Source organism: Pseudomonas sp. TH31, from assembly GCF_016650815.1.
In the GTDB taxonomy this organism is placed as follows: domain Bacteria; phylum Pseudomonadota; class Gammaproteobacteria; order Pseudomonadales; family Pseudomonadaceae; genus Aquipseudomonas.
Window position 1 is genome coordinate 104,283 of record NZ_JAEKEZ010000034.1, and the last position, 26,636, is coordinate 130,918.

The window sequence follows — 26,636 nt, forward strand, 5'->3', positions numbered from 1 at the left end:
AGAACTTTCACCGCGCCCCAGGCTCTATCAGGCTCCCAAGCTCGTGATAGCATCCGCGCCTATGAAGTTTCCAGGAAGATTTACCAGTGGCGTGCTCATGCTGTTATCCAGCTGCGCGGCGCTGGCGCAAAGTGAATTGGATGTGCGGATCAAACCGTCCAACGATGAACTGAAAGCCAATATAGAGGGCTATATCGGCAGCCTCGGCGATCGTGACGAAGAAGCGTTGCTGCGCTTCAGTCGCGGCGCTGAAGAACAGGCGCGCAAGGCCGCCCAGGCCTTGGGTTATTACCAGCCACAGATCGACAGCGAGGTGACGGGCGGCGAGAAGCCGCGCCTGACGCTGAAGATCGACCCCGGCGAACCGATCCATTTGCGCAACGTCACCGTGCGCATCGACGGCCCGGCCAGTTCCCTCAAATCCTTTCGTGCGCCCCCCCCGGAGCTGCTCAAGCCAGGCGCCGTGCTCAATCATGGCCATTACGAAGATGCCAAGCGCCTGATCCAGAACCAGGCCTCGCGTTTCGGCTTTTTCAGCGGTCACTTCACCAGCCAAAAACTGCTGGTGGATCCGCGCGCCGGTGTGGCAGACGTCGAGCTGATCTACGACAGCGGCCCGCGCTACGCCCTAGGCAAGGTCACTTTTGAAGGCGACACCCCGTTCGACGAAGACTTGCTGCAACGCATGGTGCCGTTCAAGGCTGGCGCGCCGTATGACTCCGAACTGATCGCCGAACTCAACCAGGCCCTGCAATCGAGCGGTTATTTCGAAGGCGTGCGAGTGGACGCGGCACCGACCGCGTCCAAGGACGATGTGATCCCGGTGGCGGTCAAACTCGACACCCGCAAGCCGCGCACCATGGGCCTCGGTCTGGGCTACTCGACCGACGTCGGCCCACGGATCAAGGCCAACTGGACCCGGCACTGGGTCAACCCGCAGGGCGACAGCTATGGCTGGGAAGCCGAGCTGTCGGCGCCACGGCAGAACGTCGGGGTGTTCTACGACATTCCGCTGGACCCGCCGCTAACCGACAAACTGCGCTGGGCCGCCGGCTATCAATATGAAGACATCGACGGCTCTGACACCCAGAGTAAATTGCTGACCCTCGGCCCGGAATGGCACAGCAAGTTGCCCAGCGGCTGGCAGCGGGTGGTGTCGCTCAAATGGCAGCGCGAGGAATACACCCTTGGCGATGACTCGGGCTTGAGCACGTTGCTGATGCCCGGCGTCAGCTATTCGTACCTCAAAAGCGATAATCGCATCGACCCGCACAACGGCTATCGCCTGACCTTCGAAACCAAAGTCGCCAAGGAAGGGCTGGGGTCGGACACCAACCTGGTCTACGGCACCGCGCTGATCAAAGGCCTGACCACGGTCTACGATAACCACCGTTTCCTCGCGCGAGTCCAGGTCGGCGGCAGCGCCACCAACGGCTACAAATCCGTGCCGCCGTCCCTGCGTTTCTTTGCCGGTGGCGATCAAAGCGTGCGCGGTTACGACTACCAGAGCCTGTCCCCGGAGAACTCGGCGGGTGATCGCATCGGTGGCCGTTACATGGTCGCTGGCAGTGTCGAGTATCAATACTCCATCGCCGAGAAATGGCGGATCGCGACCTTCGTCGACCAAGGCAACTCCTTCAACACCCTCGAACTGCCGAACCTCAAGACTGGCGTCGGTATCGGCATCCGTTGGGTCTCGCCGGTGGGGCCGCTGCGCCTCGACCTGGCCCATGCGCTGGACGACGACGGCGGCATTCGACTGCACTTTTCCATGGGGCCTGAGCTGTGAATCGTGGTTTGAAAATAACGCTGCTGGCGATTCTGGCGCTGCTGATGCTGGTCGTCCTGGCCGTGGCCACGGTGCTTGGCACGGCGACGGGCAGTCGCTGGGCACTGGGGTTTGTGCCGGGTTTGACCGTGGAGAACTTTCAGGGCCGTTTGGGCGGCCAGTGGAGCGCCGATCATCTGCTGTGGCAGCAGGGCAGCAGCCGGGTTGAACTGAATAAAGTGACTTTCGCCTGGTCGCCGCTGTGCCTGACGCGCATGACCTTGTGCATCGAGCAATTGCAGGCCGATCAGGTCAGCCTGCAATTCCCTCCGAGTACTGAAGAAGCGAGCAGCGGCCCGATCAGCCTCCCGGATTTGAAACTGCCGGTGGCGATTGAACTGGGCGACGTCAAGGTTGGCAGCCTGCTGTTCAACGGCAGCGAAGAACTCAAGGGGCTGCAACTGGCGGCGCACTGGACGGCCAAAGGGTTGCAAATCGACTCGCTGCAATTGCAGCGTGACGACCTGAGCCTGAACCTCTCCGGCCTGCTGCAACCCGGCGGTAACTGGCCGTTGACCGCCGAAGGCAAGCTGACGATGTCGACGCCCGCGCCTTGGGCACTGGCCTTGAAAGTTGACGGCGACCTGCTGAAAACCCTGAACCTGAAAGCCGACAGCAGTGGCTACCTCAACGGGCAACTGACCGGCGAGCTGCAACCGTTGGTAGAAAACCTGCCAGCCAAAGTGCGAATCACCGCTGATGGCTTCAAACCCAGCGCCGACCTGCCGGACACCCTGCAACTCAATCAACTGGAACTCACCGGCGATGGCGACCTGAAAAACGGTTACCAGTTGCTCGGCAAAGCCGTGTTGCCCGCCGAGAAAGGCCCGGTCGCGCTGTTGCTGCAAGGCAAGGTCGACGCCAAGGGCGCGCAGATTGCCGGGCTGGACCTGAGCGCCAGCGACAAACAAAGCTTGAAGCTCACCGGTAGCCTCGATTGGAGCAAAGGTTTCAGTGCCCAGGCGAACATCGACTGGCTGGACTTCCCGTGGCATCGGCTCTACCCGCTGATCGACGAACCGCAAGTCGCGTTGCGCAGCTTCAACGGTGAAGTCTCCTACACCGACGGCAAATACCTCGGCAACTTCAAAGCCGCGCTGGATGGCCCGGCCGGGGCATTCAGCCTGAGCAGCCCGTTCAGCGGCGACCTGACGAAAATCTACCTGCAACAATTTCAGCTCGAAGCCGGGCAGGGCAAGGCCGAAGGCCACCTGAACCTGCAATTCGCCGATGGCATCGCCTGGGACACCGCGCTGGACCTGTCGGCGATCAACCCGGCGTACTGGATGGCGGAACTACCGGGCACACTGGCCGGGCCGTTGCGCAGTAAAGGCGAGATGAAGAATGAAAAGCTCAGCCTGACCGCCGATCTCGATTTGAAAGGCAAACTGCGCGGCCAACCGGCGGTGATCCAGGCCAAGGCTGATGGCGGCGGCGAGCAATGGAACCTCAGTGCCTTGCAGATTCGCCTTGGCGACAACAGCATCAACGGCAAGGGCAGCCTGCAACAGAAACTCGCCGGGCAGATCGAAATCAAGTTGCCGCGACTGGCCCAACTCTGGCCGCAACTGCGCGGCCAGCTCAATGGCCGGGTCGATGTCGCCGGCACGCTCAAGGCGCCGCAAGGCAAGCTCGGGTTGCAAGGTTCGCAACTGGCCTTCCAGGACAATCGGCTGCAAAGCCTCAATCTCGATGCCACCCTCGACAGCGCCCAGCGGGCGAAGATCGACCTCAAGGGCAGCGGCATCCAGGCCGGCGACACTTCGCTGGGCACCCTGGCCGCCAGCGGCCAGGGCGATATCAAGAACCAGAAACTCAGCCTCGACCTGCAAGGGCCGAAACTCAAACTGGCGCTCGGGCTGGACGGCGCACTGGACAACGGCAATTGGCGCGGACGCCTGGCCAGCGGCGATATCCAGGCCGGCGGTCAGGACTGGAAGCTGCAAGGCCCGGCGAAGCTTGAACGGCTGGCGGACGGCAAAATCAATTTCGGCGCCCATTGCTGGATGTCAGGCGACGCCAGTTTGTGCGGCGAGGACCAGCGCCTGATGCCTGAACCGAAGTTGCGTTATCACCTCAAGCAATTCCCGATCGACAGCCTTGCGCAATGGTTGCCGAAGGATTTTGCCTGGCAGGGCAAGCTTAACGCCGACCTGCAACTCGACCTGCCGGCCAGCGGCCCGAACGGTCAGATCAGCATTGATGCCAGCGGCGGCACCTTGCGCATGAAAGAGAAAGACCAGTGGCTGGACTTCCCTACCAGACCCTGAAACTCACCAGCAAACTCACGCCCAAGCGCATCGACACCGACCTCAATTTCGTCGGCGGCAAGCTCGGCGAGTTGATGGTGCAGGCGCAGATCAACCCGTTGCCGAAGAACAAACCGCTGACTGGCTCGTTCCGCCTCAATGGCCTGGACCTGTCGGTGGCCCGGCCGTTTGTGCCGATGGTCGAGAAACTCACCGGCCATTTGAATGGCAGCGGCACGCTCTCCGGCGGATTGCTCGCGCCACTGGTCAACGGCAACCTCGTGCTCAGCGACGGCGAAGTATCCGGGGCTGAATTGCCCATCAGCCTTGAGGCCTTGCAGCTTCAAGCGGTGATCGCCGGCGAAACCGTGCAATTGAACGGTGGCTGGAAAAGCGGCAAGACCGGGCAGGGCAGCTTGAACGGCAACATTGCCTGGGGTCAGGCACTGGTCGTCGACCTGGCGCTCAAAGGCACGCAATTGCCGGTCACCGTCGAGCCCTACGCCAAGCTCGAAGTGGCGCCGGACCTGAAAATCTCGATGAAGGGCGATGAGCTGTCCATCGCCGGCAAAGTGCTGGTGCCCAAGGGGAAATCACCGTGCGTGAGTTGCCGCCGTCGACGGTCAAGGTGTCCGATGACACGATCATCGTCGGTGCGCAAACCGAACAGGGCAAACCGCCGATGGCCATGAGGATGGACATCGACGTGGTGGTGGGTGACGACAAACTTGCCTTCGCCGGTTTTGGCCTGACCGCGAATGTGCAAGGTCATGTGCACATCGGCGACAACATGGACACCCGCGGCGAACTCTGGCTCAACGACGGTCGTTATCGTGCCTATGGCCAGCGCCTGACGGTGCGTCGGGCGCGGCTGCTGTTCGCAGGTCCCATCGATCAGCCGTACCTGGATATCGAAGCGATTCGCCAGACCGACGACGTGATCGCCGGTATTCGCCTGAGCGGCAGCGCCGAACAGCCAACCACGCAAATCTTCTCCGAGCCGGCCATGAGCCAGGAACAGGCATTGTCCTATCTGGTGCTGGGACGTCCATTGAGCACCACCGGCGAAGACAACAACATGCTCGCCCAGGCGGCGCTCGGGCTGGGGTTGATGGGCAGTTCCGGGGTCACCAGCGGCTTGGCCAAGGACTTGGGCATTCAAGACTTCCAGCTCGACACCCAAGGCAGCGGCAACACCACCAGCGTGGTGGCCAGCGGCAATATCTCCGAGAAGCTCAGTTTGCGTTACGGGGTTGGCGTGTTTGAGCCGGCCAACACCATTGCGCTGCGGTACAAGTTGAGCAAGAAGGTTTATCTCGAAGCCGCCAGTGGTGTGGCCAGTTCGCTGGATATTTTCTACAAGCGGGACTTTTAGTCCCTTCAAGATCAAAAGATCGTCCGAATGCGGCCCAAACCTTTGGCAGCTCCTACGGGTGTACGCAAAACCCCTGTAGGAGCTGCCAAAGGTTTGGGCCGCATTCGGACGATCTTTTTGCTTTTGCGCCCCGCCATTTATCCGCTAAATACAAAGCATCCTAACTATTGCGTTGACATTCGCTGCCTAGGCAGTAACATCTCGACATACATTCTCTGCCTAGGCAGCTAATTGGTGGCCAGATGAAGCATTTTACCCCAGACGAATTCCGTAATTGCCACCTCGGCCTCCTGCTGGGACGCGCTGCGCTGCTCAAGGACCGGATTATCGACACGCACATGGAACCCCACGGCATCACCGCCGCGCAGTTCAAAGTGCTGATCATCATGGCCCAGTTCGGCGTCGATACCCCGGCCGAGCTGTGCCGTCACCTGTCGCTGGACAGCGGTTCGATGACACGCATGCTCGATCGTCTGGAGCAGAAAGGATTTCTCGCCCGTCAACGCTCCGAGGCTGACCGACGCCAGGTGCAACTGATGTTGACTGAGGAAGGCCAGAAGCTCGCCGACCGCCTGCCGCACATCGGCGCCGACGCCATGAATGAACTGGCTGGCGCCATCAGCCCGGACGAGTTGAAAACCCTGGAATTGATCCTGAAGAAAATCTTGGTAGCAGCCGGTGACTCAATCACGCTGCTGCGGGTAGGTGATAAATGAGCAGTAAAACCTTGCGTACCGGCCTGAGCCTGGTGCTGGCGACCATGACCCTGGCCGGTTGCGCCAGTTACAGCGGCTTGGACACCGAAGGCAAAAGCCTCGATGCGAAAACCCTGAAGGCCGGGCAATCCCTTACGGGCGTGACCTTGTCGCCGGCGGCCTGGCCGAAAAGCGACTGGTGGAAAAGCCTCGGCGACCCACAACTCGACGGGCTGATCCGCGAAGCCTTGCACGACAGCCCGGACATGCAAATCGCCGAAGCCCGCGCCCACCAGGCCAGCGCCGCCGCGTATGCCGCCGACGCCGCACGGATGCCGACCCTCGATGCCAGCGCCGGCGTCAGCCGTTCGCGGCTGGCCAAGGATCAGGACCCGTCGGGGCAGGGCGACACCTACGCCACCGTGCGTAACATCAGCGCCAATTTCAACTACAACTTTGACCTCTGGGGCGGTCAGCGTGACGCCTGGGAAGCCGCACTCGGCCAGGCCCGCGCCGCCGAAGTCGATCAGCAAGCCGCGCAACTGACCTTGTCTGCCGACGTGGCTCGGGCCTACAGCGACCTGGGGCAGGCGCACATCGTTTATGACCTGGCCAACGACGACCTCAAGCGTACCAAGCAAATGCTCGACCTGAGCCAGCGCCGCTTGAACTCCGGGATCGACAGCCAGTACCAGTTCCAGCAGACCGAAAGCCTGGAAGCCAGCTCCGAAGCGAGCCTGATCGACGCCGAAAAACGCCTGAACAGCGCCAAAATTGCCTTGGCCGTACTGCTCGGCAAAGGTCCGGATCGTGGTAACGAAATCGCCCGGCCGAAAATCCTTCAGGCCAGCGCCGTGGCCTTGCCGTCGGTGCTGCCGGCCGAGTTGCTCGGTCGTCGCCCGGACCTGGTAGCCGCGCGCTGGCGGGTCGAGGCGGCGAGCAAGAACATTGCCGCGAGCAAAACCCAGTTCTATCCCAACCTGAACCTTACGGCCGCTGCCGGTGCCGAATCCTTATTGGGTGACGCGATGTTCGGTTCGGCCAGTCGCTTCTTCAACATCGCACCGACGATTTCGGTGCCGATTTTCGACGGTGGCCGCCTGCGCGCCAACCTCGATGCCCGCGACGCCGACTATGACCTGGCGGTGGCGCAGTACAACAAGAGCCTGGTCAAGGCGCTGGGTGATGTCAGTGACACCATCAACCAGCTGCGCGATATCGGCCGGCAGATTGGTGCCCAGCAGCACGCCACCGAGATTGCCCAGGACTCTTACAACACCGTGGTCCAGCGCTACGGTTCCGGCATTGGCAATTACCTGGACGTGCTCAGCATCGAACAGCAATTGCTCCAGGCCCAGCGCCAACTGGCGAACCTGAATGCCGAGCAGATCGACCTGTCGATCCAACTGATGCAGGCGCTGGGTGGCGGTTTCCAGAGTGAAACCATCGCCTCGGCCAATCCAGCTCCCGCCAAGCTGAACAACTAATTCAAGGTATCTGTCATGGCCACTGCCGAAACGACTTCCGCTCCAACTAACAAAGCGCCTGAAAACGCCCCGGATACCAGCAACCCGCGCAAACGCAAAATCATGCTGACGGTGCTGGCGATTCTGGTGATCCTCGCCGGTGTCGGCGTCTGGGCCTACCACGAACTCTACGGTCGCTGGAATGAAAGCACCGACGACGCCTACGTGAACGGTAACGTGGTGGAAATCACCCCGCTGGTCACCGGCACCGTGGTGAGCATCGGCGCCGACGATGGCGATCTGGTCCACGAAGGCCAGGTGCTGGTCAACTTCGACCCGAACGACGCCGAAGTCGGTCTGCAAAGTGCCCAGGCCAACCTGGCCCGCACCGTGCGCCAGGTTCGCGGCTTGTACAGTAACGTCGACGGCATGAAAGCCCAGGTCAACGCCCAGCAGGCTAACGTGCAAAAAGCCCAGGACAACTTCAATCGCCGGAAAAACCTCGCCGCTGGCGGCGCGATTTCCCAGGAAGAACTGTCCCACGCTCGCGACGACCTGACCTCGGCGCAAAACGCCCTGGCCAATGCCCAGCAGCAGCTCAAGACCACCAGCGCGCTGGTCGATGACACCGTCGTGTCGTCGCACCCGGACGTGATGTCGGCCGCCGCGCAAGTGCGTCAGGCTTACCTGAATAATTCCCGCAGTACCTTGATCGCGCCGGTCACCGGTTATGTGGCCAAACGCTCGGTGCAATTGGGCCAGCGGGTTCAGCCGGGTACGGCGCTGATGGCGGTGATTCCACTGGATCAACTGTGGATCGACGCCAACTTCAAGGAAACCCAACTGCGCGACATGCGCATCGGCCAACCGGTGGACATCGAAGCCGATCTGTACGGCAGCGACGTGAAGTTCAGCGGCACCATCGACAGCCTCGGCGCCGGGACCGGCAGCGCGTTTGCGTTGCTGCCAGCACAAAACGCCACCGGTAACTGGATCAAGATCGTCCAGCGTGTACCGGTGCGGATTCACGTCAACGCCGAAGAACTGACCAAGCACCCGTTGCGCGTCGGTCTGTCGACCCAAGTCGATGTGAACCTGCACGACCAGAGCGGCCCGGTGCTGGCGCAACAACCGCCACAAAAGGCTTCGTTCAGCACCAATGTGTATGACCGCCAGTTGACTGAAGCCGACGCGATGATCGCCCAGTTGATCCATGACAACAGCGCTGCGGTCAGCAAGACCGCGCAACGCTGATTCGCCAATCCCTCAGCGGCGCCGGTTAAACGGCGCCGCGCACACCTGGTTTCAAAGGATTCGCGATGAGCAATAACGCGTCTTTCACGCCGCCCAGCCTGCTGCTCAGCACCATTGGCCTGTCGCTGGCAACCTTCATGCAAGTGCTCGACACCACCATTGCCAACGTGGCCTTGCCGACGATTTCCGGCAACCTGGGCGTGAGCTCGGAGCAGGGCACTTGGGTCATCACATCGTTTGCGGTCAGTAACGCCATTGCGTTGCCACTGACTGGCTGGCTGAGCCGGCGTTTCGGTGAAGTGAAGCTGTTTCTCTGGGCCACGATTCTGTTTGTGCTGGCCTCGTTCCTCTGCGGTATCTCGACGTCAATGCCGGAATTGATTGGTTTCCGTGTACTTCAAGGCCTGGTGGCCGGGCCGTTGTACCCGATGACCCAGACGCTGTTGATCGCGGTCTATCCCCCGGCCAGGCGCGGCATGGCCCTGGCGTTGCTGGCGATGGTCACGGTGGTGGCGCCGATTGCCGGGCCGATTCTCGGTGGCTGGATTACCGACAGCTATAGCTGGCCGTGGATCTTCTTTATCAACGTGCCGATCGGGATCTTCGCGGTGATGGTGGTGCGCTCGCAACTCAAGGCGCGTCCGGTGGAAACCAGCCGTCAGCCGATGGATTATGTCGGTTTGATCACGCTGATCATTGGTGTTGGGGCGTTGCAGGTGATCCTCGACAAAGGCAACGACCTGGACTGGTTCGAATCGAACTTCATCATCATTGGCGCGGCGATTTCAGTGGTTGCCCTGGCGGTGTTCATCATCTGGGAAATGACTGATAAGCACCCAGTGGTGAATCTGCGGCTGTTCGCTTACCGCAACTTCCGTATCGGCACCATCGTGTTGGTGCTGGGTTATGCCGGGTTCTTCGGCATCAACCTGATCCTGCCGCAATGGCTGCAAACCCAGATGGGCTACACCGCCACCTGGGCCGGTCTGGCGGTGGCGCCGATCGGGATTCTGCCGGTGCTGATGTCGCCGTTTGTCGGCAAGTACGCGCAAAAATTCGACCTGCGGTTGTTGGCCGGCCTGGCGTTCCTGGCGATCGGCCTGAGCTGCTTTATGCGCGCCGGGTTTACCAACGAGGTCGATTTCCAGCACATCGCGTTGGTGCAGCTGTTCATGGGGATTGGCGTGGCGCTGTTCTTTATGCCGACCTTGAGCATTTTGATGTCGGACTTGCCGCCAAGCCAGATCGCGGACGGCGCGGGCCTGGCGACGTTCTTGCGGACGTTGGGCGGTAGCTTCGCGGCGTCGTTGACCACCTGGATCTGGATTCGCCGGGCGGATCAGCATCACGCGTACTTGAGCGAAAGCATCACTACCTATGACCAACCGACCCGGGATGCCTTGAACACCCTGGGCGGGGCGGGTACCCCGGCGTATGCGCAACTCGATCAAGTGCTGACCAGCCAGGCGTACATGCTCTCCACCGTGGACTACTTCACGTTGCTGGGCTGGGGATTCATGGGCTTGATGCTGATCGTCTGGCTGGCCAAACCGCCGTTTGCGGCGAAGGCCGGGCCTGCGGCGTCTGGGCATTGATTTAGCGGCGCCTGTTAAAAAGATCGCAGCCTGCGGCAGCTCCTACAGGGTTATGTGTACATCTGTAGGAGCTGCCGCAGGCTGCGATCTTTGATCTTTAAGACGTCCCAAAATCAAACGGTGCCAGCGCAAACCCGTTCTCATCCACCTGCAACGCCCAGCCCTGGCGATCCCAATCCCCCAGCACGATGCGTTTGGCCGCTTGCTCGCCAATCTGCAACTTGTGAATGGCTGGACGGTGGGTATGCCCATGAATCAGGGTTTTCACGCCATATGCCTGCATGATCCGCGGCACTTCGTCCGGCGTCACATCGACAATGTCGTTAGCCTTCATCCGCGTCTGCGCACGGCTTTCACTGCGCAGCTTGCGCGCCAGTTTATGCCGGGTGCTCAAGGGCAGATGCCGGAGGATGAACAGGGTGATGGGGTTGCGCAGGTAGCGCCGCAGCTTCATATAGCCGACGTCGCGGGTGCAGAGGCTGTCGCCGTGCATCAAAAGCACCGGCTCGCCGTAAAACTGCACGACACTCGGGTCCTTCAACAGCGTACAGCCGGCTTCTTTGCAGAACGCCTTGCCGAGCAGGAAGTCACGATTGCCGTGCATCAGAAAAATGGCCGTGCCGCTGTCGCTGAGTGCGCGCAGGGCCTGGCAGATGGAACGCTGGAACGGCGTCATGGCATCGTCGCCAATCCACGCCTCGAAAAAGTCGCCGAGGATGTACAGCGCACTCGCTGTGCGGGCGCGTCCGGCGAGCAAATCCAGAAACGCCCGGGTAATGTCCGGGCGCTCCTCTTCCAGATGCAAGTCTGAAATCAGCAATATCACTCAATGATCTCGGCTTTCTCGATGATCACGTCGTCTGCTGGTACGTCCTGGTGGCCGGACTTGGAAGTGGTGCTCACGCCTTTGATCTTGTCGACGACGTCGGTGCCGGCAACCACTTTGGCGAATACCGCGTAGCCCCAGCCCTGAGTGGTCTTGGCGCTGTGGTTCAGGAAGCTGTTGTCAGCCACGTTGATGAAGAACTGGGCGGAAGCCGAATGCGGCTCCATGGTGCGCGCCATGGCCACGGTGTACTTCTCGTTCGGCAGGCCGTTGTCAGCTTCGTTCTGGATGCTTGGGCGCTTGTCTTTCTTTTCTTTCATGCCTGGCTCGAAACCGCCGCCCTGGATCATGAAGTTACCGATCACACGGTGGAAAACGGTGTTTTCGTAGTGGCCGGCCTTGACGTACTCGATGAAGTTGGCAACGGTCAGCGGTGCCTTTTCAGCGTTCAGTTCCAGGACGATGTCGCCATGGTTGGTGGTCAGTTTGACTTGGGTCATGATCGGGGACTCTTTATAAAAGAAGCGTTTTCAATGAATTCGCGGGTTTCGGGGCGTTTGGGCCCTCAACCGGTTTGGCCAGCAGCAGCCAAGGTGCGCAGTTTAGCGCGACAGGCGCGAATTTCGAGGCTGTTTTTCAAAACAGGTGCATTAAACGCAGCTGTTTTAGGGCCTGCTCTGTCAGCGGCTTGACGGCATCGGCTATGATAGCGGCTTTGTTTTGTCAGGCCTTTAGTTCCGGCCGCGCACTCGTACGTTCAAGGATCCTATGAGCAAGCCCACTGTCGACCCTACCTCGAATTCCAAGACTGGCCCTGCTGTGCCGGTCAATTTCCTGCGCCCGATCATCCAGGCGGACCTGGACTCGGGTAAGCACACGCAGATCGTCACCCGTTTCCCGCCAGAGCCCAACGGCTACCTGCACATTGGTCACGCCAAGTCGATTTGCGTGAACTTCGGCCTGGCCCAGGAATTTGGCGGTGTCACGCACCTGCGTTTCGACGACACCAACCCGGCCAAGGAAGACCAGGAATACATCGACGCGATCGAAAGCGACATCAAATGGCTGGGCTTTGAATGGTCCGGCGAAGTGCGCTACGCCTCGCAGTATTTCGACCAGTTGCACGACTGGGCCGTCGAGCTGATCAAGGCCGGCAAGGCCTACGTTGATGACCTGAGCCCGGAGCAAGCCAAGGAATACCGTGGCAGCCTGACCGAGCCGGGCAAGAACAGCCCGTTCCGTGACCGTTCGGTGGAAGAAAACCTCGACTGGTTCGCCCGCATGAAGGCCGGCGAATTCCAGGACGGCGCACGTGTACTGCGGGCCAAGATCGACATGGCCTCGCCGAACATGAACCTGCGCGACCCGATCATGTATCGCATCCGTCACGCTCACCACCACCAGACCGGTGACAAGTGGTGCATCTACCCGAACTACGACTTCACCCACGGTCAGTCGGACGCCATCGAAGGCATCACCCACTCGATCTGCACCCTGGAGTTCGAAAGCCATCGTCCGCTGTACGAGTGGTTCCTGGACGCCTTGCCAGTGCCGGCGCACCCGCGCCAGTACGAGTTCAGCCGCCTGAACCTGAACTACACCATCACCAGCAAGCGCAAGCTCAAGCAACTGGTCGATGAAAAGCACGTGTTCGGCTGGGACGATCCGCGCATGTCCACGCTGTCGGGCTTCCGCCGCCGTGGCTACACGCCTGCGTCGATCCGCAATTTCTGCGACATGGTCGGCACCAACCGTTCTGACGGCGTCGTCGATTTCGGCATGCTCGAGTTCAGCATCCGTCAGGATCTGGACCAGAACGCTCCGCGCGCCATGTGCGTGCTGCGTCCGTTGAAGGTGGTGATCACCAACTACTCGGAAGACCAGGTCGAGAACCTCGAACTGCCGCGTCATCCGCAGAAAGAAGACATGGGTGTGCGCGTTCTGCCGTTCGCCCGTGAGATCTACATCGACCGTGAAGACTTCATGGAAGAGCCGCCAAAAGGCTACAAGCGCCTGGAACCGAACGGCGAAGTGCGTCTGCGCGGCAGCTACGTGATCCGCGCCGACGAAGCGATCAAGGACGCCGATGGCAACATCGTCGAACTGCGTTGCTCCTACGACCCGCAAACACTGGGCAAGAACCCTGAAGGCCGCAAGGTCAAAGGCGTGGTGCACTGGGTGCCGGCGGCTGCAAGCGTCGAGTGCGAAGTGCGCCTGTACGATCGTCTGTTCCGTTCGGCCAACCCTGAGAAGGCCGAAGACAGCGCCAGTTTCCTGGACAACATCAACCCTGACTCGCTGCAAGTTCTCACTGGTTGTCGTGCTGAGCCTTCGCTGGGCAATGCACAGCCGGAAGACCGTTTCCAGTTCGAGCGCGAAGGCTACTTCTGCGCTGACATCAAGGACTCGAAACCCGGTCATCCGGTCTTCAACCGTACCGTGACCTTGCGTGATTCGTGGGGCCAGTGATTCAAGGAAGCTAAAGTGCTTACGATCTACAACACGCTCACCAAGAGCAAAGAAGTCTTCAAACCGCTGGATGGCAACAATGTGCGCATGTACGTCTGCGGGATGACCGTGTACGACTACTGCCACATTGGCCATGGCCGCAGCATGGTCGCGTTTGACCTGGTGACCCGCTGGTTGCGGTTCAGCGGTTATAACCTGACCTATGTGCGCAACATTACCGACATCGAAGACAAGATCATCAATCGGGCCAGGGAGAACGGCGAGCCGTTCGACGTGCTGACCGAGCGCATGATCACTGCGATGCACGAGGACGAGGCGCGCCTCAACATCCTCAAGCCGGACATGGAACCGCGGGCCACCGATCATATCGCTGGCATGCAGACCATGATCCAGACCCTGATCGACAAGGGTTACGCCTACGCCCGGGTAATGGCGACGTGTACTACCGCGTCGCCAAGTTCATGGGTTACGGCAAGCTGTCGCGCAAAAAGATTGAAGACCTGCGCATCGGCGCGCGGATCGAAGTCGACGAGTCCAAGCAGGACCCGCTGGACTTCGTGTTGTGGAAAGGCGCCAAGCCGGGCGAGCCGAGCTGGCCATCGCCGTGGGGCGACGGTCGTCCGGGCTGGCACATCGAGTGCTCGGTGATGTCGACCTGCTGCCTCGGTGAGACTTTCGACATTCATGGCGGCGGCAGCGACCTCGAGTTCCCGCACCATGAAAACGAAATCGCCCAGAGCGAAGCGGCGACCGGCAAGACCTACGCCAACGCGTGGATGCATTGCGGCATGATTCGCATCAATGGCGAGAAGATGTCCAAGTCCTTGAACAACTTCTTCACCATTCGCGATGTGCTGGAAAAGTACCACCCGGAAGTCGTGCGTTACCTGCTGGTGTCGAGCCACTACCGCAGTGCGATCAACTACTCGGAAGACAACCTCAAGGACGCCAAGGGCGCACTCGAGCGTTTCTACCACGCGTTGAAAGGCCTGCCGAGCGTGGCACCGGCCGGCGGCGAAGCTTTTGTCGAGCGCTTCACCACGGTGATGAACGACGACTTCGGCACACCGGAAGCCTGCGCGGTGCTATTCGAGATGGTTCGCGAGATCAACCGTCTGCGCGAGAGCGATCTCAATGCGGCGGCAGGTCTGGCGGCACGCTTGAAGGAACTGGCCAGTGTGCTGGGGGTGCTGCAGCTCGAAGCCGATGACTTCTTGCAGGCCGGCGCTGAAGGCCGGGTTGATGCTGCGCAAGTTGATGCGCTGATTGCTGCGCGGCTGGCGGCTCGTGCCGGTAAAGACTGGGCCGAATCCGACCGCATCCGCGACCAGCTCACCGCCATGGGCGTGGTGCTGGAAGACGGCAAGGGCGGCACGACCTGGCGTCTGGCTGACTGATTGCTTTATTCGTTGCAAACAAAAACCCGCCTTGTGCGGGTTTTTGTTTTTGGGTGTAGCTCGATAGGCCTTTGAGGTGACTCAGCTCAAGAGGCCGGTACTGACGGCGACAATCAGGAAAATACCCAGCGCCGCGCGGTAAATCACAAACGGCCAGGTGGAGAATTTTTCCAGGAACTTCATCAGGCCCCAGATGGCGAAAAACGCCGAGACGCTGGCGACTACCAGGCCAAAAACCAGGTGGGCCCAGGCCTCCGCCGGGAGCTGCGCATGGAACAACACCCACAGTTCCTTCAGGCCGGCCAAGGCGATAGCGGGCAGACCCAGCAGGAAGGAAAAACGCGCTGCCTCTTCGCGTTTGAAATTAAGGAACAGCGCGGCTGTCAGCGTTGAGCCGGAGCGGGAAACCCCAGGAATCAGCGCGCCGATCTGAGCAATACCGACAATCAGCGCATCGCGCAGACGCATTTCGCCAACGGTGCGCCGGTGACGGCAACTGAGTTCGGCGGCCGCCAGCAAAACGGCCATCACCACGCAGGAGATCCCGATCACCATCAGGCCTCTCAGCGGGGAGTTACAGGCGTTCAGTGTCGATGACAAGGCGATGCCGGCAATGCCGATCGGAATGGTCGCCAGCACGATGGCAACGGCCAGCTTGAACCACTGGTTGTTGTAATCACCCTGGCGCACGGCACCTATGCTGCCGGTCACAACCTGCCTCACATCCCGCCAGAAGTAACTGACAACAGCCGCCAGTGCGGCCAGTTGCATGGCGGCGGAAAACGCCGATCCCGGATCAGGCCAGCCAAGCAGGGCAGGTACGATTCGCATATGCGCAGTGGAAGAAACGGGCAACAACTCGGTGATGCCTTGAATGATGCCCAGGATGCCGATTTGCAGGTAATCCAGTGAGGCGAAGCCGATATCAAGGCCGGCGGAACAGATGTTTGTCAAAGCACTTATCCTGTGAGAATAAGAGGGGAGGGAGGTGTTTGGTTCAAGGCAAGAGAATCTAAAAGCTGAAACATTTCGTCACGTTTAGTCGGCACAGTCAACTCCCTGATGGGCGCAGGGTGCTTGGTTAACAAAATTGGTCTTGAACGCTCGCCGAGCATCCATGTTCTGTACGTTAACTGCGTATATTTCTATCGCAAGAATCGAATAGCTCAAGGCATCCGTCCTTGCCAATTCGGTCAAGTCGTTACAGTCCGATCACAGCTCGGATCTGGATGCAGGACGCGAGGGAATTCTTTATATGGGCGGGGTGGGATGAGCGCGCAAGATCAAAAGATCGCAGCCTTCGGCAGCTCCTACAGGGACGGTGTTCAACCGCGAATGTGCGCGAGGGCGCTGATCGCGTAGGAGCTGCCGAAGGCTGCGATCTCTTGATCCTCAACCCCAAAACGCAAAAACGGCACCCGAAGGTGCCGTTCCTGTTTTCTACCGAGTATCGCTAAACGATCAACCCGCCAGCACTGCCTGCTGAACCAGCGTCAGCAACGGCTGTGGATACAGGCCGAGGAAGAACGCCAGTGCGGCGATGGCCAGCAGCATCACGCCGCCTGCACGTTGTTCCCAGTGCAGTTGCGCATCGTGGCGACGCAGGTTCGGCTCGATCAGGTACAGGGTGACCATCACGCGCAGGTAGTAGAAGACGCCGATGGCGCTACCCAGTACCAGGGAACCGACCAGCCACCATTGGTGCGATTCGACGCCGGTAGCAATGATGTAGAACTTGCCGATGAAGCCCGCGGTCAGCGGGATACCGGCCAGGGACAGCATCATCACGGTCAGTACGGCGGTCAGGTACGGACGACGCCAGAACAGGCCGCGGTATTCGTACAGGGCATCTGCGTCACGGCCCTTGTATGGCGAGGACATCAGGGTGATCACGCCGAAGGCGCCGAGGCTGGTGATCACGTAGGTGACCAGGTACACGCCAATGGCTTCCACGGCCAGACCTTTGCTCGCCACCAGGGCGATCAGCAGGTAACCGAAGTGAGCGATGGACGAGTAGCCCAGCAGACGCTTGAGGTTGTTTTGGGTCAGTGCCAGCAAGTTACCGAACAGAATCGACGCAATGGCGATGATGGTCAGCACGTCGCTTAGCACACCGCTGCTCGCCGCTGGGGAGATCTGGAACAGACGCACCATCACCGCAAACACGGCGACTTTGGAAGCGGTCGCCAGGAACGCGGCCACCGGTGCCGGAGCCCCTTCGTAGACGTCCGGGGTCCACAGGTGGAACGGTACCAGCGACAGCTTGAACGCCAGGCCGATCAGCATCATGCCCAGGCCCATTTGCGCCAGCGAGCTTGGCAGGCCGGTAGACGCCAGCGCCTGACCGATACCGACGAAGCTCAGGGAGCCTGCGTCGGCGTAGAGCAGGGCCATACCGAACAACAGGAACGCGGAGCCGGCGGCCGACAGCACCATGTACTTGATGCCGGCTTCCAGCGAACGCTTGTTGAAGAAGGCGTAAGCCACCAGACCGTAGACCGGCACCGACAACAGTTCCAGACCGATGAACAACCCGGCCAGGTGCTGCGCGCTGACCAGCACCAGGCCACCGGCGGCGGCCATCAGGATCAGCAGGTACAGTTCTTCACGGTTGCCCGGGTAACCCGTGCCGCCATCACCGAGGTAGGCGTGGGCGAGGGTCACACAAGCGAGGGTGGCGACCAGGATCAGCGCCATGTACAAGCAAGCGAAGCTATCGATTTGCAGCAGCGGGGTCACGGCCAGGGGCGCGACTTTCAAGGCTGGCAGGATCGACAGCAACGCCAGGTTCAGGCCCGCCACGGAAATCAGGAAGGTCTGCGAGTGATTGCGGCGCCAGGCGATGGCCAACATCACCACGATGATCGTGGCGGTGGTGATCAACAATGGCGCGAGCGCGATAAAGTGTTGAGTCGTGAATTCCATAGCGCTCTTACCGGGCCGAAGCGAGTTGAGTGAAGGCGGTGCCGAGCCACTGCTGCACGCCATGCATCGTCGCGGCAGAGGTGTCGAGGAACGGTTGCGGGTACACGCCGATGTAAATCAGCAGCATCGCAAGCCCGACCACCATGATCAGTTCGCGACCATCCATGCCATGCAACACCGCATCCGATTTGGAAGGGCCGAAGTAGGCGCGGTGGATCATGATCAGCGAGTAGACCGAACCGAACACCAGGCCAGAGGTGGCAATCGCGGTGATCCACGGTGCAGCAGCGAAGGTGCCGATCAGGATCAGGAACTCACCGACGAAGTTACCGGTACCCGGCAAGCCCAGCGACGCGGCTGCGAAGAACAGGCTGATGGCCGGCAGGTAAGCGATCTTCGACCACAAACCACCCATTTCACGCATATCGCGGGTGTGGGTGCGTTCGTACAGCTGACCACTGAGGATAAAGAGTGCCGCGGCCGAAACACCGTGCGCCAGCATCTGCATCACGGCGCCTTGCAGCGCCAGTTGGCTGCCGGAGTAGATGCCGATCAGGACGAAGCCCATGTGGGAAACGGATGAGAAGGCAATCAGGCGCTTGATGTCGGTTTGGGCGAACGCCAGGAACGCACCGTAGAAGATCCCGACCAGACCGAGGGTCATGGCGATCGGCGCAAACTCGGCCGAGGCATTCGGGAACAGCGGCAGGGCGAAACGCAGCAGGCCGTAAGCCGCCGTCTTCAACAAGATACCGGCCAGGTCGACCGAACCTGCGGTTGGCGCCTGGGCGTGAGCATCAGGCAACCAGGAGTGGAACGGTACGACCGGCAGCTTCACCGCGAAGGCGATGAAGAAGCCGAGCATCAGGATGTACTCGGTGGTGAGCGACATCTTGGTTTTCAGCAGGTCGGCGTAGTTGAACGTGATCACGCCGGTGCTGTTGAAGTTGACCAGCACCAGACCCAGGATCGCCACCAACATGATCAGGCCGGACGCCTGAGTGAAGATGAAGAACTTGGTCGCCGCGTAGATCCGGGTTTTCTTGCCGTCCGAAGAACTGTGACCCCAGAGCGCGATGAGGAAGTACATCGGCACCAGCATCATTTCCCAGAAGAAGAAGAACATGAACAGGTCGAGGGCGAGGAACACGCCGACGACACCGCCCAGGATCCACATCAGGTTCAGGTGGAAGAAGCCAACGTGACGCTGGATCTCTTTCCACGAGCAGAGTACCGAGAGGATACCCAGCAGACCGGTCAGCAGGATCATCAGCAACGACAGGCCGTCGAGGGCCAGGTGCACGCTGATGCCGAAGCGCTGAATCCAGATGTGCTTGAACTCAAGCGCCCAGACCGGATCGGCGCCAGGCGCCGGTGCAAATGAGTAATTACCGTGGGCCCACAGCCAGAGGCCGAGTGCGAGTTCCAGGGTCATGGTCAACAGCGCAATCCAGCGGGGGAGGGTAGCGCCGAAGCGCTCACCCATCCAGCACAGCAGGCCGCCGATGAAGGGGATCAGGATTAGCCAAGGCAGAATCATGACGGGCTCAATTCCTTTCGCAAGTTCGCAAGGTTCATATTCAGACCGCTACCAGCACGATGGCGCCGATGACCAGCACGGAGCCGGCTGCCATCGATGCCGCGTACCAGCGCAGTTGACCGGTTTCGGTACGGCTCAGGGCGGTGTGACCCCCTTGGCCATACGCGGGATCAAACCGATGGTCTGATCGAGCGGGTCTTTGCGCAGTACGTGGCTGATCGCAAGGTATGGCTTGACGAACAGTTTGTCGTAGATCCAGTCGAAGCCCCAGGCAGCGAACCACCAGGCCGAAAGGAAGCGGCCGATGCCGCTGTTGGCGATAGCAGTGACGAAACGACGCTTGCCGAGGAACAGCAGCGCGGCCAGCAGGATACCGGCCAGGGCGATGGCGCCCGAAGCGATTTCCAGACTGTGCTTGGCTTCGCCGCCGGCATGGCCGACGCTCTCTGGCAACACACCGTGCAGTGGCGGAACGATCATCGCGCCGACGAAGGTCGACAGCACGATCAGCACCGACAGTGGCAGCCAGTGAGCGATGCCGTGACCGGCGTGGGCTTCGGTCTTCGCTTCACCGTGGAACGCGATGAAGATCAGGCGGAAGGTGTACAGCGAAGTCATGAACGCGCCGACCAGGCCTGCATACAGCAGACCGTGGTTGCCGCTGGCGAACGCTTCCCAGAGGATTTCGTCCTTGGAGTAGAAGCCCGCGGTCACCAGTGGCAGGGCAGACAGGGCCGCGCCGCCGACGATGAAGCTGGTGTAGGCCAGTGGCAGTTTCTTCCACAGACCGCCCATCTTGAAGATGTTCTGCTCGTGGTGGCAGGCAACGATCACCGCACCGGACGCAAGGAACAGCAGCGCCTTGAAGAAGGCGTGGGTCATCAGGTGGAAGATCGCGCCTTCCCATGCACCAACGCCCAGCGCCAGGAACATGTAGCCGATCTGGCTCATGGTCGAGTAGGCGAGGATGCGTTTGATGTCGGTCTGGACCAGTGCGGCAAAACCGGCGAGTACCAGGGTCACGCCGCCGACAATGCCGACCAGGTGCAGGATATCCGGCGCCAGGGCGAACAAGCCGTGAGTACGGGCAATCAAGTAAACGCCTGCGGTCACCATGGTCGCGGCGTGGATCAGTGCCGAAACCGGGGTAGGACCGGCCATCGCATCCGCCAGCCAGGTTTGCAGCGGCAGTTGCGCCGATTTACCGACCGCGCCGCCCAGCAGCATCAGGGTCGCCAGAACGATCCAGAAGTCGCCGACCTTAAAGTGCTCAGGTGCCTTGACCAGCAGTTCCTGGATGTTCAACGTGCCCAACTGTTGGAACAGGATGAACAGGCCGATGGCCATGAACACGTCGCCGATACGGGTGACGATAAAGGCTTTGAGTGCAGCGTTACCGTTGTTGCGGTTGCTGTAGTAGAAACCGATCAACAGGTACGAGCACAGGCCCACGCCTTCCCAGCCGAAGTACAGGAACAACAGGTTATCGCCCAGGATCAGGAACAGCATGCTGGCGATAAACAGGTTGGTGTAGGCGAAGAAGCGTGAGTAACCATCTTCACCGCGCATGTACCACGACGCAAACAGGTGGATCAGGAAGCCGACGCCGACGACCACACCGAGCATGGTCACGGACAGGCCATCCAGGTACAGCGCGAAGTTAGGCGTGAAGCCTTCAACGGCCATCCACTGCCACAACACCTGGGTGTAGTGACCGCCTTCTGGCGGGGCGACGTTGAATTGCCAGATCACATAAGCGGCGACGATCGCCGACAGGCCAATGGAACCGACGCCAATCAGCGCCGACAGGTTTTCCGAGAAGCGGCCGCGAGAGAACGACAGCAGCAGGAAACCTATAAGAGGGAATACGAAAGTCAGATAGAGAAGATTCATCCGCGCATCTCGCTGGCAGCGTCGATATCGAGAGTGTGGAAGCGGCGATACAGCTGCAACAGAATCGCCAGGCCAATACTGGCCTCGGCGGCTGCCAGGCTGATCACCAGGATGAACATGATCTGTCCATCCGGCTGACCCCAGCGGCTACCGGCAACGATGAACGCCAAAGCGGAGGCATTCATCATGATCTCCAGGCTCATCAACACGAAGAGAATGTTGCGGCGGACCATCAGGCCGACCAGACCGAGGCAGAACAGGATGCCGGCAACGGCTAATCCATGCTCGAGAGGGATAGCAGGCATGACTTACTCCTTAGCCTCGTTACGGCCCAAGTGGAACGCCGTGACGGCTGCGGCGAGCAGCAACATCGAGGCGAGTTCGACCACCAGCAGATACGGGCCGAACAGGCTGATGCCCACGGCCTTGGCGTCTACGGTGGTGTGGCCGATGGCCTGGCCGCTGGAGTGGCTGAACAGTACATACAGCAGTTCAGCCAGCAGCAGGGCGCCGAGAATCACCGGGCCGATCCAGATACCGGGCTTGAGCCAGACGCGCTCTTGCTGAACCGAGGCGGGACCGAGGTTCAGCATCATCACCACGAACACGAACAGCACCATGATGGCGCCAGCGTAGGCGATCACTTCCAGCACACCGGCAAACGGTGCGCCGAGGGCGAAAAAGGTCATCGCCACGGCAATCAGCGAAATGATCAGGTAGAGCAGGGCGTGCACAGGGTTGGTGTTGGTGATCACGCGAAGCGTGGACACCACAGCGATACCCGATGCGAAATAGAAAGCGAATTCCATCTTTCTTCCTTAAGGCAGCAAGCTCTTCACGTTGATCGGCTGGGCTTCATTCTGCGCGGCGCCTTTCGGCTTCCCGGCAATCGCCATACCTGCAACACGATAGAAGTTGTAATCAGGGTTTTTGCCGGGGCCGGAGATCAGCAGATCTTCTTTCTCGTAAACCAGGTCCTGACGTTTGAACTCGGCCATCTCGAAATCCGGTGTCAGCTGGATCGCGGTGGTCGGGCAGGCTTCCTCGCAGAGGCCGCAAAAGATGCAGCGCGAGAAGTTGATGCGGAAGAAGTCCGGGTACCAGCGACCGTCTTCGGTTTCGGCTTTCTGCAGCGAGATGCAACCGACCGGGCAGGCCACGGCGCACAGGTTGCAGGCTACACAACGCTCTTCGCCATCAGGGTCGCGGGTCAGGACGATACGGCCACGGTAGCGCGGCGGCAGGTACACGGCTTCTTCCGGGTACTGCAGCGTGTCGCGCTTGCGGAAGGCGTGGCCGAAGATCATCACCAGGCTGCGAAGCTGGGTGAAGAAGCCATGCACGATGTCAAAAATGTACTTCATGATTCTCTATCCTCACTGAGCCGCGACGGCGGGCGTGTTGAGCAACACGATCGCAGCGGTCACCAGCATGTTGACGAGGGTCAGCGGCAGGCAGAACTTCCAGCTGAAATCCATCACTTGGTCATACCGTGGGCGCGGAATCGAGGCGCGCAGCAGGATGAAGATCATGATGAAGAACGCGGTTTTGAGCGCGAACCAGAGGAACGGGATCTGCGGCAGAATGCCGAACGGACCGTGCCAGCCACCGAAGAACAAGGTCACCAGCAGCGCCGAAACCAACACGATGCCGATGTACTCACCGACGAAGAACATGCCCCATTTCATGCCGGCGTATTCAATGTGGTAACCGTCGGCCAGTTCCTGCTCCGCTTCCGGCTGGTCGAACGGGTGACGGTGAGTCACGGCGACGCCAGCAATGAAGAAGGTCAGGAAACCGAAGATCTGCGGAATGATGAACCACAGGTGCTGGGCTTGATAATCGACGATGTCGCGCATGTTGAACGAGCCGACCTGGATCACGATGCCCATCAACGACAGGCCCATGAACACTTCGTACGACACGGTTTGTGCCGAGGCCCGCAAGCTGCCCAGCAGGGCGAACTTGTTGTTACTCGACCAACCGGCGAACAACACGGCGTAGACCGACAGGCCGGCCATGGCGAAGAAGAACAGGATGCCGATGTTCAGATCCGCCACGCCCCAGGTCGGGGTGATCGGGATGATCGCAAAGGCAATCAGCAGGGCGCTCATGGCCACGACCGGCGCCAGGGTGAAGATCATCTTGTCGGCGAACGGCGGCGTCCAGTCTTCCTTGAAGAACATCTTGATCATGTCGGCGGCAATCTGGAACGCGCCGAACGGGCCGACGCGGTTCGGACCGTAACGGTCCTGCCAGAGGGCGAGCAGGCGACGCTCGACCCAGCTCAGCAGCGCGCCGCAAACAACGACGGCGAGCAGAATCACGATGGCCTTGAGGACGGCGATGATTACGTCGATCACTTCAGGCGTGAACCAGGTCATTGAGCTGCCTCCTGCAGACCGTCAACGGTTTTGCCAAAGATCGCCGCTGGAATGCCGGCGATACCCGCAGGCAATGCCACCAGGCCAGCGCCCAGCTCTTCGTTGATACGCAGTGGCAGACGCAAGGTCTGGCCCTCTACGGTCAAGCTGAGCATTGCGCCCTCGTTGACACCCAGGCGATCGGCTTCGGATTTGGCCAGTGCGACGTAGGCGGCCGGGATACGTTCCTGAACCGGTGCGGCTTTGGAAGAGGTCTCTTCGCTGCCGAGCAGGTGGAAGAACGGCACGACCTGCCAGGTCCCTTGAGCCGGGTTGAACGCGCGCGGAACACTGGCGAACCAGTTCAGAGAATCACCGGTGCTTTCGATCAGGCGGGTACCCGGATCGCCAGCACGGATGTGACCACCGACTTCGTCCTGGAACTTGTTCCAGGCTTGCGGCGAGTTCCAGCCCGGCGACCAGGCAAACGGCACTTGCTGACGCGGTTCGACCGAGCCCGAGTAACCTTCCATCGAGAAGTTGAACGCGGTGTCGTTGTCTTGCGGGGTACGCGGTTCGTGAACGCTGATGTCAGCGCGCATGGCGGTACGACCGGAATAACGTAGCGGTTCGCGGGCCAGTTTCATGCCCTTGATACGGAACGCGGCGGACGGTGCAGCATCAACGATGCGCGCCAGTTGCGGCGTGCTCGAAGCGACTGCTGCGGTGACGTGGTCCAGCTGAGTCCAGTCGATCGGCTGATTCAGCAGGGTCGCGCGCAGGGCGTGCAGCCAGCGCCAGCCTTCGTGAACCAGGATGCTCGCGTCCATGTATTTCGGGTCGAACACCTGGAAGAAGCGCTGGGCGCGGCCTTCCTGGCTGACCAAGGTACCGTCGCCTTCAGCAAAGCTGGCAGCTGGCAGAACCAGGTGTGCGCGATCGCTGGTAGCGGTCTTCTGGTGGTCGGCCACGATCACCACTTTCGCGGCGTTCAGGGCAGCATCGACACGGGCTTTGTCGGTACGGGTGTACAGATCGTTTTCCAGCACGACGATGGCGTCGGCCTTGCCATCGATCACCGCTTGCAGCGCGTCGTCGACCGAATTGCCACCGAGCATGGCCAGGCCAAGGCTGTTGGCCTCTGGCACGATCAGGCTGATGGAACCGTTCTTCTCGCGCAGCTTCAGGGCCTTGGCAATGTTTGCCGCCGCTTCGATCAGCGCTTTGGAGCCCAACGAAGTACCGGCAATGATCAACGGACGCTTGGCGGCCAGCAGGGCATTGGCGATGCGTTGAGCCAGTTCAACGGCTTCAGCGTCCAGGCCTTCAACGGCCGGTGCGCTGGCGTCGAGGGCGTGAGCCACGGCGAAACCGATGCGGGCCAGGTCGTCCGGGGCCGCGTGAACGCATTCTTCGGCGATGTCGTCGAGCTTGGTTTCAGCCAGGCTGGCGATGAACAGTGGGTTCATCTCATGCTGGCCGATGTTCTTCACCGCGGCATCGAGCCACGGCTGAACGCGCATGGCGTCGGCCATGTCTTCGGCTTTGCCCTTGACCGATTGACGCAGGGACAGGGCCATGCGCGCAGCCGTCTGGGTCAGGTCTTCACCGAGGACGAAGATCGCGTCGTGGTCTTCGATGTCGCGCATGTTCGGGATCGGCAGCGGGCTGTCTTTCAGCACTTGCATGACCAGGCGGATGCGATCCAGTTCGGCGGCTTCGATACCGGAGTAGAAGTGCTCGGCGCCGACCAGTTCACGCAACGCGAAGTTGCTTTCGAGGCTGGCACGTGGCGAACCGATACCGACGATGTTGCGGCCGCGCAGCAGGTCAGAGGCTTTATCCAGTGCTTCGTCGAGGCTCAGCTTGGCGCCGTTGGCCAGCAGTGGCTGACGCGGGCGGTCTTCGCGGTTGACGTAGCCATAGCCGAAACGGCCACGGTCGCACAGGAAGTACTGGTTGACCGAACCGTTGAAGCGGTTTTCGATACGACGCAGTTCACCGTAGCGCTCGCCCGGGGAAATGTTGCAACCGCTGGAGCAGCCATGGCAGATGCTCGGCGAGAACTGCATGTCCCACTTGCGGTTGTAGCGCTCGGAGTGAGTCTTGTCGGTGAACACACCGGTCGGGCAGACCTCGGTGAGGTTGCCGGAGAACTCGCTTTCCAGCACGCCGTCTTCAACGCGACCGAAGTACACGTTGTCGTGGGCGCCGAATACACCGAGGTCGGTGCCGCCAGCGTAATCCTTATAGAAGCGCACGCAGCGGTAGCAAGCGATGCAGCGGTTCATCTCGTGGGAAATGAACGGGCCCAGTTGCTGGTTTTGGTGAGTACGCTTGGTGAAGCGGTAACGGCGCTCGTTGTGGCCGGTCATTACCGTCATGTCTTGCAGGTGGCAGTGACCGCCTTCTTCACAGACCGGGCAGTCGTGAGGGTGGTTGGTCATCAGCCATTCGACGACGCTGGCGCGAAATACTTTCGCTTCCTCGTCTTCGATGGAGATCCAGCTGCCGTCGGTGGCGGGGGTCATGCAGGACATGACGATCCGACCACGGGTGTCGTTGGCGTCGGTGTACTGCTTGACCGCGCACTGGCGGCAAGCGCCAACGCTGCCAAGGGCTGGGTGCCAGCAGAAATAAGGGATATCGAGGCCTAGCGACAGACATGCCTGTAACAGGTTGTCTGCCCCATCGACTTCGAGCTCTTTGCCGTCTACGTGGATAGTGGCCATGGTTCAAAGTTCTTCGTTGGCCCGGTGTC

Annotated in this window: 16 protein-coding genes and 3 pseudogenes; 8 read left to right on the forward strand and 11 right to left on the reverse strand. The window is 60.5% G+C overall.

Going from position 1 to position 26,636, the window contains the following annotated elements:
- Positions 1 to 61: 61 nt before the first annotated feature.
- The 6 genes and pseudogenes from JFV26_RS28955 to JFV26_RS28980 all read left to right on the forward strand — a co-directional run bounded on the left by JFV26_RS28955 (position 62) and on the right by JFV26_RS28980 (position 10,462).
- On the forward strand, positions 62 to 1,789 hold the full coding sequence (locus tag JFV26_RS28955) for an autotransporter assembly complex protein TamA (RefSeq protein ID WP_201197101.1): 1,728 nt from the start codon (positions 62 to 64) through the stop codon (positions 1,787 to 1,789).
- Positions 1,786 to 5,452, forward strand: a pseudogene (locus tag JFV26_RS35075) (translocation/assembly module TamB domain-containing protein). The gene JFV26_RS28955 and the pseudogene JFV26_RS35075 overlap by 4 nt, the downstream one beginning before the upstream one ends.
- Before the next feature lie 242 nt (positions 5,453 to 5,694).
- A complete protein-coding gene (locus JFV26_RS28965; protein WP_201197102.1) occupies positions 5,695 to 6,168 on the forward strand; it encodes a MarR family winged helix-turn-helix transcriptional regulator in 474 nt (157 codons plus the stop codon).
- Positions 6,165 to 7,634, forward strand: a complete 1,470-nt coding sequence (locus JFV26_RS28970) for an efflux transporter outer membrane subunit (protein WP_201197103.1) — start codon at positions 6,165 to 6,167, stop codon at positions 7,632 to 7,634. The genes JFV26_RS28965 and JFV26_RS28970 overlap by 4 nt, the downstream gene beginning before the upstream one ends.
- A gap of 15 nt (positions 7,635 to 7,649) precedes the next feature.
- The gene (locus tag JFV26_RS28975) at positions 7,650 to 8,867 is read left to right on the forward strand and encodes an HlyD family secretion protein (RefSeq protein WP_201197104.1); all 1,218 of its coding nucleotides are present in this window, start codon (positions 7,650 to 7,652) and stop codon (positions 8,865 to 8,867) included.
- A 65-nt stretch (positions 8,868 to 8,932) separates the two neighbouring features.
- Entirely contained in the window at positions 8,933 to 10,462 is a 1,530-nt protein-coding gene (locus JFV26_RS28980; protein ID WP_201197105.1) for a DHA2 family efflux MFS transporter permease subunit, read from the forward strand.
- A gap of 97 nt (positions 10,463 to 10,559) precedes the next feature.
- Here the strand turns inward: JFV26_RS28980 and lpxH are convergent, their stop codons facing one another.
- Both lpxH and JFV26_RS28990 read right to left on the reverse strand, forming a co-directional pair.
- Complete coding sequence (gene lpxH / locus JFV26_RS28985) at positions 10,560 to 11,288, reverse strand: UDP-2,3-diacylglucosamine diphosphatase (protein WP_201197106.1); 729 nt, start codon at positions 11,286 to 11,288, stop codon at positions 10,560 to 10,562.
- Complete coding sequence (locus JFV26_RS28990; RefSeq protein WP_201197107.1) at positions 11,285 to 11,788, reverse strand: peptidylprolyl isomerase; 504 nt, start codon at positions 11,786 to 11,788, stop codon at positions 11,285 to 11,287. The genes lpxH and JFV26_RS28990 overlap by 4 nt, the downstream gene beginning before the upstream one ends.
- A 268-nt stretch (positions 11,789 to 12,056) precedes the next feature.
- Here JFV26_RS28990 and JFV26_RS28995 point away from each other — a divergent pair, with 268 nt between their 5' ends.
- Both JFV26_RS28995 and cysS read left to right on the forward strand, forming a co-directional pair.
- Positions 12,057 to 13,757, forward strand: coding sequence for a glutamine--tRNA ligase/YqeY domain fusion protein (locus tag JFV26_RS28995; protein ID WP_201197108.1), 1,701 nt, complete (start codon positions 12,057 to 12,059; stop codon positions 13,755 to 13,757).
- A 15-nt stretch (positions 13,758 to 13,772) separates the two neighbouring features.
- Positions 13,773 to 15,154: pseudogene (gene cysS, locus JFV26_RS29000) on the forward strand (cysteine--tRNA ligase).
- 81 nt (positions 15,155 to 15,235) lie between these two features.
- On the opposite strand, the gene JFV26_RS29005 reads toward cysS, so the two are convergent.
- The 9 genes and pseudogenes from JFV26_RS29005 to nuoG all read right to left on the reverse strand — a co-directional run bounded on the left by JFV26_RS29005 (position 15,236) and on the right by nuoG (position 26,607).
- On the reverse strand, positions 15,236 to 16,108 hold the full coding sequence (locus tag JFV26_RS29005; protein ID WP_201197109.1) for an undecaprenyl-diphosphate phosphatase: 873 nt from the start codon (positions 16,106 to 16,108) through the stop codon (positions 15,236 to 15,238).
- Positions 16,109 to 16,615: 507 nt separating this feature from the next.
- A complete protein-coding gene (nuoN, locus tag JFV26_RS29010) occupies positions 16,616 to 18,079 on the reverse strand; it encodes an NADH-quinone oxidoreductase subunit NuoN (RefSeq protein WP_201197110.1) in 1,464 nt (487 codons plus the stop codon).
- 7 nt (positions 18,080 to 18,086) lie between these two features.
- On the reverse strand, positions 18,087 to 19,619 hold the full coding sequence (gene nuoM, locus JFV26_RS29015) for an NADH-quinone oxidoreductase subunit M (protein ID WP_201197111.1): 1,533 nt from the start codon (positions 19,617 to 19,619) through the stop codon (positions 18,087 to 18,089).
- 40 nt (positions 19,620 to 19,659) lie between these two features.
- Positions 19,660 to 21,512: pseudogene (gene nuoL / locus JFV26_RS29020) on the reverse strand (NADH-quinone oxidoreductase subunit L).
- On the reverse strand, positions 21,509 to 21,817 hold the full coding sequence (nuoK, locus tag JFV26_RS29025) for an NADH-quinone oxidoreductase subunit NuoK (protein WP_010458852.1): 309 nt from the start codon (positions 21,815 to 21,817) through the stop codon (positions 21,509 to 21,511). Before nuoK ends, nuoL begins: the two are co-directional and overlap by 4 nt.
- 3 nt (positions 21,818 to 21,820) lie before the next feature.
- A complete protein-coding gene (gene nuoJ / locus JFV26_RS29030) occupies positions 21,821 to 22,321 on the reverse strand; it encodes an NADH-quinone oxidoreductase subunit J (RefSeq protein ID WP_201197112.1) in 501 nt (166 codons plus the stop codon).
- A gap of 9 nt (positions 22,322 to 22,330) precedes the next feature.
- Positions 22,331 to 22,876, reverse strand: a complete 546-nt coding sequence (nuoI, locus tag JFV26_RS29035) for an NADH-quinone oxidoreductase subunit NuoI (protein ID WP_201197113.1) — start codon at positions 22,874 to 22,876, stop codon at positions 22,331 to 22,333.
- A gap of 12 nt (positions 22,877 to 22,888) precedes the next feature.
- A complete protein-coding gene (gene nuoH, locus JFV26_RS29040) occupies positions 22,889 to 23,896 on the reverse strand; it encodes an NADH-quinone oxidoreductase subunit NuoH (protein WP_201197114.1) in 1,008 nt (335 codons plus the stop codon).
- A complete protein-coding gene (gene nuoG / locus JFV26_RS29045; RefSeq protein WP_201197115.1) occupies positions 23,893 to 26,607 on the reverse strand; it encodes an NADH-quinone oxidoreductase subunit NuoG in 2,715 nt (904 codons plus the stop codon). The genes nuoH and nuoG overlap by 4 nt, the downstream gene beginning before the upstream one ends.
- Positions 26,608 to 26,636: the final 29 nt, after the last annotated feature.

What these genes read in the sequence shown, in the direction of transcription:
- JFV26_RS28955 (WP_201197101.1), top strand. Translation starts at nt 62, where the DNA reads ATGAAGTTTCCAGGAAGATTTACCAGTGGCGTGCTCATGCTGTTATCC.
- JFV26_RS28965 (WP_201197102.1), top strand. Translation starts at nt 5,695, where the DNA reads ATGAAGCATTTTACCCCAGACGAATTCCGTAATTGCCACCTCGGCCTC.
- JFV26_RS28970 (WP_201197103.1), top strand. Translation starts at nt 6,165, where the DNA reads ATGAGCAGTAAAACCTTGCGTACCGGCCTGAGCCTGGTGCTGGCGACC.
- JFV26_RS28975 (WP_201197104.1), top strand. Translation starts at nt 7,650, where the DNA reads ATGGCCACTGCCGAAACGACTTCCGCTCCAACTAACAAAGCGCCTGAA.
- JFV26_RS28980 (WP_201197105.1), top strand. Translation starts at nt 8,933, where the DNA reads ATGAGCAATAACGCGTCTTTCACGCCGCCCAGCCTGCTGCTCAGCACC.
- JFV26_RS28990 (WP_201197107.1), bottom strand. Translation starts at nt 11,788, where the DNA reads ATGACCCAAGTCAAACTGACCACCAACCATGGCGACATCGTCCTGGAA.
- JFV26_RS28995 (WP_201197108.1), top strand. Translation starts at nt 12,057, where the DNA reads ATGAGCAAGCCCACTGTCGACCCTACCTCGAATTCCAAGACTGGCCCT.
- nuoN (WP_201197110.1), bottom strand. Translation starts at nt 18,079, where the DNA reads ATGGAATTCACGACTCAACACTTTATCGCGCTCGCGCCATTGTTGATC.
- nuoM (WP_201197111.1), bottom strand. Translation starts at nt 19,619, where the DNA reads ATGATTCTGCCTTGGCTAATCCTGATCCCCTTCATCGGCGGCCTGCTG.
- nuoK (WP_010458852.1), bottom strand. Translation starts at nt 21,817, where the DNA reads ATGCCTGCTATCCCTCTCGAGCATGGATTAGCCGTTGCCGGCATCCTG.
- nuoJ (WP_201197112.1), bottom strand. Translation starts at nt 22,321, where the DNA reads ATGGAATTCGCTTTCTATTTCGCATCGGGTATCGCTGTGGTGTCCACG.
- nuoI (WP_201197113.1), bottom strand. Translation starts at nt 22,876, where the DNA reads ATGAAGTACATTTTTGACATCGTGCATGGCTTCTTCACCCAGCTTCGC.
- nuoH (WP_201197114.1), bottom strand. Translation starts at nt 23,896, where the DNA reads ATGACCTGGTTCACGCCTGAAGTGATCGACGTAATCATCGCCGTCCTC.
- nuoG (WP_201197115.1), bottom strand. Translation starts at nt 26,607, where the DNA reads ATGGCCACTATCCACGTAGACGGCAAAGAGCTCGAAGTCGATGGGGCA.